The sequence below is a fragment of the Streptococcus sp. HMSC057G03 genome, from assembly GCF_001808745.1.
Classification (GTDB): domain Bacteria; phylum Bacillota; class Bacilli; order Lactobacillales; family Streptococcaceae; genus Streptococcus; species Streptococcus parasanguinis_Z.
Genome location: NZ_KV794421.1, coordinates 42,490 through 52,085 on the forward strand (window position 1 = coordinate 42,490; position 9,596 = coordinate 52,085).

The window sequence follows — 9,596 nt, forward strand, 5'->3', positions numbered from 1 at the left end:
ACAGGTTTCTCAGGAGTCACAGGTTTCTCAGGGGTTACAAGATTTTCAGCTATCTTACCATTTTTATATGTATCGGCAGTAATATATGAAGTTGCTAAAGGTTTGAATTTAGGATGTTTAATACGGTCGTAAACTCCATTTTCAAAAAGAGAGTTCACATATTCTTTTGAACCAGTTGTTTTCTCACTACGAGATACTTTTCCAGTTTCAGGGTCCATTGTATAAGTAAAGGTCGTAATTTCTTCTCCATCTTTTGGATCTCTAAGTCTTTTTGATTGACTAGATTTTATAAGTGGATTTTCAATTACTTCAACCATTGCAGGATAAGTTCTTTTAAAGATGACAGGTTTAAGTCCTACAATAATAGTAGCGGGTTTGTCTTTGTTTGATGGTGTCACAATTCTAGTAAAGAGAGCTTCTGATGTAACTCTACCTTCGTATACAGTTTTGACATTTTCTGAGACTCTTTCACCAGTTCCAACTTCGACATATTGATGTTCAGGAAACAAAGTCGAACCAGCTATTTGCGGAAGATATTGTCGTGAAGTAGCATCGAAAAAACCATAGTATACTCTATAATGTTTACCTTTTTTTCCTTCAATCAAAACGTTTCGATAACCTACAGGCTTAAATGGATTTTCAATGATTCTTTCTTCGAAATCAATGTCTTTTACTTCAGCTCTGTATTCAGTACCAATAGAAATGACTCTAGGTTTCCCTACTGACACAATGTTACCCTCGCTATCAACTCTTGGGGCTATTCCATTGTCAGTAAATGTTACATTTCCACGGGTATCATTTACATTAGGTACATAGTAGGTAACGTTATCTTCTAAAATCAACGTTGGAGAGTAGTATGAATCTCCGTTTTTTATCTTTTTGTCGATATCTTTATCTACTAAAGGATAGGTTGTAGTAGCTGTGGAGTTGGCGGAAACTGTTTCATTTTGGCTACTGTTAGTTGTAGCAGTATCTGTGGAGTTGGCAGAAACTGATTCATTTTGGTTACTGTTATTTGTAGCAGTAGCTGCTTCGTTTTGGATATTGGTATTTGTAGTAGCTGCTGTTTCATCGGCAGATGCAACTTGAGTTCCAAAAATAAGTGAAGTACCAATTAGAATACCACTTACTAAACCAAATGCTTTTGCTTTACGGAAATATCCATGTCCTTTATAGTTGTTTTCATAGTTATTCTTCATAAGAAAAATAGCTCCTTTAATTTTAATATGTTTATTATGCCATAAATCAGTGACTAAATGCAACTTAAAGCTGTACTCTTCACTAACAACTTTCCCAACATTTTATCTTTTTTCAAAAAAGTGTATTATATGCTGTTATAACAGATATTTTAATGAACAAGATAGAGAATATTGTACTTTTCATCTTCAATCTAGCATTGAATGTTTAGAACGAGTGATGAACAATAAAAACCCCTATCTATATTTGGATAGGGAGAAGTGTTTTAGTTATTTACCATTTTATATAACCTAATTTGAAAAGTATGAGTTTCAGTTGGATTAAAAACAGCGTATTATCAAGGCTTTTCAGAACGAGACCTACTTATTCATTTCATAAAATATGAATCAATATTTTTTAAATTGGGGAATAGTTTAGGTCGGTTTCAAGTATCACCTAGTTACAAAAATTTGGGGTGAACAGAAAAAGCATCCCGTATTTTTGATACGAAATGCTTTCAATAAGAGTAAATAAGTTTTAACGTTTACTAAATTGTGATGCTTTACGAGCTTTTTTCAAGCCTGGTTTGACAAGGTTTTGTTTTAGATCATTTTAGAATAGCTTAATAAAGGCATTCAACAGTTTCACTTAAAATTTTTATTTCAAAAAATTTATATAAGTTTTATTGAATGAGGGAAATTTCAGTATGGTTATAATCCTCCTCTTAATTAGTGGTAACTTAATTTAATTCTCTGCAAAATGCTTTTCAAAAGACTCTTATAAACAATTAATTGCATCAAATGTATCTTTGAACTTTATTTCATGAACATATTAAAGAACTTTCTATCTACAAACCTAACCGTTCCGAATCCCAGTTTCCATACTCATCATAACCAAAACCATCAGGATCCATTGCATCAATACCACATTGTTCTAAAAATCTTGAACAGTCATGACAGTAATACACCTCATCCCTCTCATCGCTACCTTCCCAATCAATTTCATGCTTGGAAAACAACTCACCACACTCACTACATTCGTATAATTTTGACATAATATAAACTCCTATTTTTAATAAACAAGTATATGAATCTTCTACATTATCAGACTCAGCCTGATCCATAGCAAATACTGTTACTTCGACTATTTTTATTAACGAAATTAAAGGATCATCTTACTTTTCTCTTAAACAGTTTACAACAGAAAATGCATTGACTATCCCAATTTTATGTTTTTTATTAAGCAATTTTACACATTCAGAGAAACTCAAGTTGTTCTCTTTTATAAATTCAATTTCTTCCCCGCCATTCTTAATCATATAATCTGTAAATTTTGATGCAATAATATATCTTCTAACAACAAAATAGATCATTCCAATAATCAACACAATATTAAGCATTACTTGTAAATTCATTAAGACTTTCCTCCTATAATGGAACGGCAGGGTATACACTACCTCAAAAAAACTTCTGGTCATGCTTCTGACACAGAAACTAGAACAAACATATGACTCACTTTATTTTTAATAAGCTAATCATAACTTTATTCCTCACTTTCTTAAGAATACCGATATTATAGTCCATTAATTTTAATTTGTCAATTATTTTTTATTTAAATTATAATATTGACCAAAACAATGCTTTTTTATGTCCCATATTTCTGTTATAATGTAAATACAGAATTGTAGGTGCCGTGAAATGAAAAAAGAAAAATATCCCTCAAATGAGAAAACAAGACAAATACTGCAAGACAATTTAAAGTCTATTAGAGAAATTTTAAATTGGACAAGTGCTGATTTAGGTGATCTTATTGGAGTCACTAAACAGACCATTAGTAATTTAGAAACAAAGAATAGCAAACTAACCAAACTACATTACATTGCAATACGAACAGTAGTTGATTTTGAAATTGAAAAATTAAAGTCAACCGACTCTGATAGAGCTAAGCGTGCTGAAATGTTATTAGAAGTATTGTCTAAAGCTGAAGCAGAAAATCTAGATTTTGATGAAATCTCTCAGGCTTCTAAATTAATTGTATCCTCAAAATCTGCTGTTACTGCAGGGAAAATAATTGGTGCACTGATCCCTTTTGTTGTCAATGGATTTAATAAAAAAAATAAATGACAGAAACTTTATATTCTAAATATCATCAAAAAGGAAAAGCTCCTCTTTTAACTATGACAAGTTTCAAAGAGGAGCTTTTTATTGTGTTTTCCGAAATAGAACGGAAGTGTTGAAGTATGTATTCTTAAAAATAAGAAAAATCTAATTAAATCATTCAAGCACTATAAAGTTAATGCACTATATATCAAGAATTGAGAGATGATCTATTTCTTTTCTAATTAATCTTTTCTATAAAATTCAACTTTATTTATAAAGCCATCGTCTGTACTTCTTCCAACATACTCTGCTCGGTAAGGCACATTATTAGTATTGAAAATAACCAAATCATCCTTAGGAACTTGATTAATATATTCATACCACTTGTTAGGATCATCCACTTCAGCAAAATAAAGATTATTCTCCAGTAGACCATCTACGTTATAACTTTCAGATTCTTGTTCATAAACTAGTTTCATTAGCTTTGGTTGGCTTGTTTTTGTTTCTTGAATATACAATGGTATATGTTTTGGCACTTTAGAAATCGCAAGAAAGAAATTATTAAATGAAAAATCTAGAATACCAAATTTAGTAATATCAAAATCTTTTAAACCTCCAATTATAAAACATAAAAGATATAAAGTATTTTCTCTGATACGTTTTACTTCTTCAATATCTTCTAGGTTGTGTTTATGAAAATACCCATTTCGAACGGAATCTTTATAATCCAATAAAAGTTTATTTAATAACTCTTTTCCCTGGGCACTTAGATTCCAACACTTTTCATTATCGGATACATACCAGATTAGTGAACCTAAACTAATATCCATAAATTTAAGATTATTACGACTAACTAAAACTTGATAAATTCCTTCATCATTATCTGGATGCTTCCTTACTTCCTCTTCTCTAGGATACTTCCTTTTGTGATTCCTCTTGACGTACTTTTTCCCTCTTTTGATCCATTTCTCACTTCTGTCATAATCCATCTGATAACATAAAATTTTGTAAAGAAACTGTTCAATTGTCTTTAAATAACCGGCTACAACAGAAGTATAATCAAATTTATATTCTAATTTATTATTGTTAAATTTATAGACTAACACCTGATACAAATATTCGGAAGTGATATATGATTGGGCGAAGTCTGATTCCCCTATCAACACTTGAGCTTTACCATGTTCTAAATTTGAACAAATATTGGATAAATCATTTCTGCCTAAAGAATCAAATTCTTTTGATGAATTATAAGTTAATAATTGAAAATCTATATTTTTTATAGTTTCTCTTAAATCAAGTTTAACGCTAGTAACATTTGCAATATTTATCCTAGGAATTGTGTTAAATCCGATTAACTTATGCATTTCTTCGATCACTTCTTCTAATGTGGTCAAAAAACAATTGTATAAGTTTCCATTTATAAACTCTTCAAAAAACGTTTTAATTGAATAATCAGAAATATTTATTACTTCTCGATATTGGTTTAATCCAAAATCTTGTTCATCTGAAAAATGTAAAATGATTACTTTATCTATCTGAAAATTTTTTATCAAATCTTTTACAATATCATCAGTATCATATAATTTTGTATATCTTACCCCATATCTAAGATTATTCTTTATAAAAATGAATTGAAATGGGCAAATATTGTAATTTTCTATTTTTTCATTATTAAACCCGTTATATATTCTTATTTTCTCAAGGTAGCTATCAACTTTATAACCACTCTCAGTCAGCAATTCTTCTAAAATAGGATTTATTAAATAGTTTCGGATATACGTCTGGAGTAAATTCTCATATGCCTTATAAAAATAATAATTATCTGAAGCAATAGGAAAGATAGGAAAATCCGAACGATTTCTAGCTGTATTTCGTATAAAATTTTTATATGGTCCCTCAAAGATTTTACTCTCAAATAGTGACTTAAAATAATTTGCCTGATTTTTGATAGAAACTATATTTTTTTCTATTATCATATTTTCAATCCATTTCTAAAATTTAAATAAAAAGCATACAGTAAAACTGTATGCTAACCTTCTAGCCTTTTATTATTGATTTCATTATACTTGATAACAATTTCTTTTAGTGCTAAAAGGACTTCTGCTGCTAGCTCAAGACGAGCAAGGGTTTTGTTATCCATTTTCATGGTCTTTCCTCCTTCTGGGCGACTCTAGTTCGCCAACAATGGAAGTCACAGCATAGTGATATTGTAAGCGTTTTTCTTTAGTTTGTCAAGTCTTTTTAAGTTCCTTAATACACTGGGACATTCTCTATAACAGTCATCTGCTAACATTTCCTTTGTACATTTAACTTTCCGAAAAATGTATCTTTTCTGAAAAGATAGTTTCGAGCATTTCTAAAATATCTTTAGAATATTGATAAAAGCTATTCCCATATTAGCTAAGATTATGATCATACATTACAAGAGAAAATAAATGATGGACTTGATAAACATTCAATAACTTTTATAATCATTTGGTACAAAAAGAAATTTAATATCAAAGAAAGCCAGTCACAATAGGCTTTTTCTTGTGTAGTTTGATGCCGAATGCAATAAATCCTTCATTTTAGTGTAGAAGAAAATAGTAATCGATACTTGAAATAGAGGGATTCTTATTAAAAATATTTTTCGAATAAAAGTGATTTGAAATACAATTTGGTACAAATTTGGTACAAATAAACTTCGATTTAATGATTATATAATCTTCCAAGGAAGGAAATTTTAATTTTTTAAAAATATAGTTGCCAGATATTTTTAAGTAAAATTAAATAGTTGTCTATTGATAGATACTTTTTTTATTTAGGATCTATTCTTGATTTCTCTTATAATTTCTTCCATTTCTGTTTTAACAGAGGTTCTTTCTACTTTGTATATGTATTCAGGCTTAAGTGATGGGTTGTTAGGATTTGTCACTTCATAACATTTTTCGTAATCTTTTAATTCAGGAATTGCCTCGTACCACTTTCTAAAGGAACGAGCAAGTACGATGATTACATCTTTCTTTTTTATTCGTTGATTAATTTCATAAAAAAGAAATTTTTGAGATGGAAGATATTTTTCAGTATCTATTTTTGCTTTCGTTGGAATCTTGTCAAACCAGTCATCGTAAGACTCAGAATGATACGGGAAAAATTCAGCAAGTGCAATATTTTGGGCTATTATTTTTAAAGAATCTAGAGTGTCTTTCTTCTTGTTTTTACTTTTATTATCGTCAACCAAAAACTTCAATCTTTTTCCCCAATAACCTAGGTCATCCTCAGTTGCTAAATCTAGGGCATGAAAACGTGAATTTTTCATTTCTAGATTGTTTTTTATAATATCTTCATATCCCTGTTTATTTTTATAAGCACGCTCGTATTCTTCTTTATATCCTGGGTTTAGGCTCAGTATCATAATTTCAGCATTTTTTAGATCTCCCACAAAGTGTTGCGGATAGATACCTAACTGTAAATCCTTAATTTTTTCTGAGGTATTTAATAATTTTTCAAAATATTTCCAGTCGTCACTAGCAACAATTATTTTTTTATCACCAAAAATTCGGGGCTCAGTTTCTAGCCAAGGATTCTTCATAATAAAACTCTCTCTTTCTCATTTTTATAATTATTGTAGCATAAGGGTATAATATTTTGCAGGGAAAAAATTCCATTAACTAATGATATAATAATGATAGATATAATTGATAAATTTAAGTTGATAGCAATTACTAACCAATTAATACAACGTATTAAAGAGGAAATACAATAAGGTAATGTAATTTATTGTTACTTTACCTTGTTTGGAGGGCATATGAAAAGAGAATCAAAAGAAGTTAAAAATCCGATCCCTGTTAGTGTAAATGGCTTCAAAGCAACTGTAGGTGATTTAAATAGGCAAGGAATTCCAATAATGGCTTTAGGAGATATTGCCAGAATAAATGCGGGATTAGATGTTACGCAGTTATCGGCTATGAAAGCAATTGAAAGCATGATGTTGAACTCACCAATAATTAAATATGCTGAGGTTATGAAAAATAGTGGTGTTAAAGAGGCATCTAAAGTATTTGCTGAAATAGAAGAACAGCAAACAGAATTCCTTAAAAAGACAACAGAAGTTGTTAAGAAAACAATTGCAACTTTTGAGAAGTCATACCTTGAAATACTATTGAGCCTTAGTGATTCAATTAATGTACTTAAACCTTTATATTCAGCTGAAGAATATGAAAAAATCAGAGAAAATATAATCCTTTTAGCTAGTAAAGGGTGGGTTGTTTTTTTTCAAAATGGAGATCCAGTTAGTGATTTAATATCTGATAATTTAGAAGAATTAGAAACGAAATGGTATATTCTGTTAGAAGATATTATAAATAATAGTGAAAAAGTAGTAGACTTGGAAGAGTCTGATTGGTATTCAAAGCCATTAGTGAAATCAATGGTTGATTCATATAGTAGTGGAAATTATTATTCGGCATATACCCTTGCGACAATAGCGATTGATGGTGCAATAAATAGATTTTATGAAAAAATAGAAACAAAATCATTAAATCGAAATAAAAAAGATGGAATTCAGGTGGGGAAAGGAGCAGTGAATGTGCTAAATCAAACGTTACAAGATAAATTTATTAGCAATACTATTTATGATATTGGGCTAATAAGTTGGCTGTATGATTTTTTTGCATATACTCCTCGTTTCAATTCTGATAAACCTAACAGGAATATGATTAATCATGGACGGTGGGAAAATGATATGTCAAAGAAGGATTTTCTTAAATTGTTTAATGTTTTATTATATATTAATGAGTCTTTTGATTTTTGGCATGAGGAAATTTTAGAACTAGGTATATAATATTTTCGATTAATTTATTTTTTCGAAAACAAATTTTATGTGCTTATGAACTTCTACACAACAAAATTAGAACTTTCCGAAAAAGACCTATTTTCCTGAAAGTTTTAAATTTGAAACGATGAACAAGCAAAAACAACCGGAAAAGAAACCGTTCACGACTGCTTCTTCTCTGGTTGTTTTTCATACTAACGATTTCTCCGACTTAACTGATAAGAGTACATCACAGGGATAAGGACAATGGTGAGGATGACCAGCACCAGTACATAAGACAGCGCGAATTGAAGGCCTGCTTCAAGTAGGAGGATCAAACCTCCGAGGACCCACAATTTCCCTGCCAAGCGATGAGTTTTGTGCCAGTTATCTTCACTCTGTAAGGTCCAAGGCAGACGGATTCCAACCGTGTGATTCACTTTTAGCTTAGGCATGTAATTGCCCATGATTACAAAGATGAGCCCTAGCAGAACCGAAACAAAAACTGATGGATTGGTAGTAGATCCTAGCGCCTTGCTATAGATGAGATAGGAGGTACTTAAGGAAACGATTGGGGTCAACCAGTAAATCGCTCTGATCATTTTTTCATTCATAGCGCTATTCTTAGAATCGCGACCGATCATAAAGATCATAAACAAATGCACCATGAGATCGAAAATAGGAAGACCAAACACAACCAGGGGTTTCGATTGGAAGTTATTGGCCTGGCCGGCAAAATTGAAATGAATCGGGATTTGGTTAGGCAATTGTGGCCAAATTATCAACCCCCAAAGCATGGGTAAAAGGATCACCATAGAAGTTAATAGCAATAGTTTTTTATTCGTTTTCATCAGTAGAGTCTCCTTTCAAATCAACGAGCCAGACCATTAAATCCTCCAAGACAGAAGTATTGAGTTCATAGTAGATAAAATTCTTCTCTTTTTCCTCTCGAATTAAATCTGCCTGCTTGAGGAGGATTAAATGATGGGAAATGGTCGCTCCTGCTACATCAAAGTGGCCAGCGATATCTCCAGCAGATAATTTCCCCGCCTTTAGCAGTTCTAAGATACTTCTTCTTATCGGATTCGATAAAGCTTTAAATGTTTGTGCAAAATTCATTCTCTATCTCCTCTAATCTATTTAGAAATCTTTCTAAATAGATTCTAGTACTTTCGGATGGGTTTGTCAACTCTATTTAGAAAAAAATCTAAATAGCTTCTGTTGTAAAAAAATATCAGACCTAAGACCGATTCTTATAAACAGCGTCTTTTCTTAAGTTTTCTTTAAGAAATCAGCCTTATAATAAAACCATCAAATGAAGACCTCCTAACTTTGTTTGATAGAAAATCCTAAACTTTTTCATAATAATCTCCCTATAAGAGTCACCAAAACCGGTGGCTTTTTCTCTACGTACCTTTACGAGCATCAGCGAGTTTAGGTACGTTGATGCAGTTTGAGTGAAGCGAAAACTACGTTCCTTATTCCCTTAGTGAACGGTAGTGAGCTTAGGTACGTTGACGCAGTTCGAA

At 31.0% G+C, this 9,596-nt stretch carries 8 protein-coding genes and 1 pseudogene; 2 read left to right on the forward strand and 7 right to left on the reverse strand.

Annotated features, from left to right (window positions below; translation table 11 throughout):
- The 3 genes and pseudogenes from HMPREF2686_RS10525 to HMPREF2686_RS03300 all read right to left on the reverse strand — a co-directional run.
- Window positions 1-1,199: pseudogene (locus HMPREF2686_RS10525) on the reverse strand (hypothetical protein); the annotation flags it as partial.
- Between the two features lie 824 nt (window positions 1,200-2,023).
- Window positions 2,024-2,230, reverse strand: a complete 207-nt coding sequence (locus HMPREF2686_RS03295) for a hypothetical protein (protein ID WP_049514765.1) — start codon at window positions 2,228-2,230, stop codon at window positions 2,024-2,026.
- Between the two features lie 120 nt (window positions 2,231-2,350).
- Window positions 2,351-2,590 (reverse strand): hypothetical protein, encoded by a 240-nt coding sequence (locus HMPREF2686_RS03300; protein WP_048788775.1) that lies wholly within the window; start codon window positions 2,588-2,590, stop codon window positions 2,351-2,353.
- 283 nt (window positions 2,591-2,873) lie between these two features.
- Between HMPREF2686_RS03300 and HMPREF2686_RS10745 the strand changes: the two genes are divergently transcribed.
- Window positions 2,874-3,299: a helix-turn-helix transcriptional regulator gene (locus tag HMPREF2686_RS10745; RefSeq protein ID WP_070449189.1), complete on the forward strand. Its 426-nt coding sequence runs from the start codon at window positions 2,874-2,876 to the stop codon at window positions 3,297-3,299.
- A 218-nt stretch (window positions 3,300-3,517) separates the two neighbouring features.
- Here HMPREF2686_RS10745 and HMPREF2686_RS03310 read toward each other — a convergent pair whose 3' ends face one another.
- Window positions 3,518-5,251 carry a hypothetical protein gene (locus HMPREF2686_RS03310; RefSeq protein ID WP_070449191.1) on the reverse strand — a complete coding sequence of 578 codons (1,734 nt, stop codon included), beginning with the start codon at window positions 5,249-5,251 and terminating at the stop codon, window positions 3,518-3,520.
- A gap of 824 nt (window positions 5,252-6,075) precedes the next feature.
- Entirely contained in the window at window positions 6,076-6,846 is a 771-nt protein-coding gene (locus tag HMPREF2686_RS03315; protein WP_049514762.1) for a hypothetical protein, read from the reverse strand.
- A 216-nt stretch (window positions 6,847-7,062) separates the two neighbouring features.
- On the opposite strand from HMPREF2686_RS03315, the gene HMPREF2686_RS03320 reads away from it, so the two are divergent.
- The gene (locus tag HMPREF2686_RS03320) at window positions 7,063-8,097 is read left to right on the forward strand and encodes a hypothetical protein (protein ID WP_049514761.1); all 1,035 of its coding nucleotides are present in this window, start codon (window positions 7,063-7,065) and stop codon (window positions 8,095-8,097) included.
- Between the two features lie 185 nt (window positions 8,098-8,282).
- Here HMPREF2686_RS03320 and HMPREF2686_RS03325 read toward each other — a convergent pair whose 3' ends face one another.
- Together HMPREF2686_RS03325 and HMPREF2686_RS03330 are read right to left on the reverse strand one after the other, a co-directional pair.
- Window positions 8,283-8,918, reverse strand: coding sequence for an SdpI family protein (locus tag HMPREF2686_RS03325; protein ID WP_070449193.1), 636 nt, complete (start codon window positions 8,916-8,918; stop codon window positions 8,283-8,285).
- Window positions 8,905-9,186: an autorepressor SdpR family transcription factor gene (locus HMPREF2686_RS03330; RefSeq protein WP_070449196.1), complete on the reverse strand. Its 282-nt coding sequence runs from the start codon at window positions 9,184-9,186 to the stop codon at window positions 8,905-8,907. Before HMPREF2686_RS03330 ends, HMPREF2686_RS03325 begins: the two co-directional genes overlap by 14 nt.
- Between the last annotated feature and the right edge of the window lie 410 nt (window positions 9,187-9,596).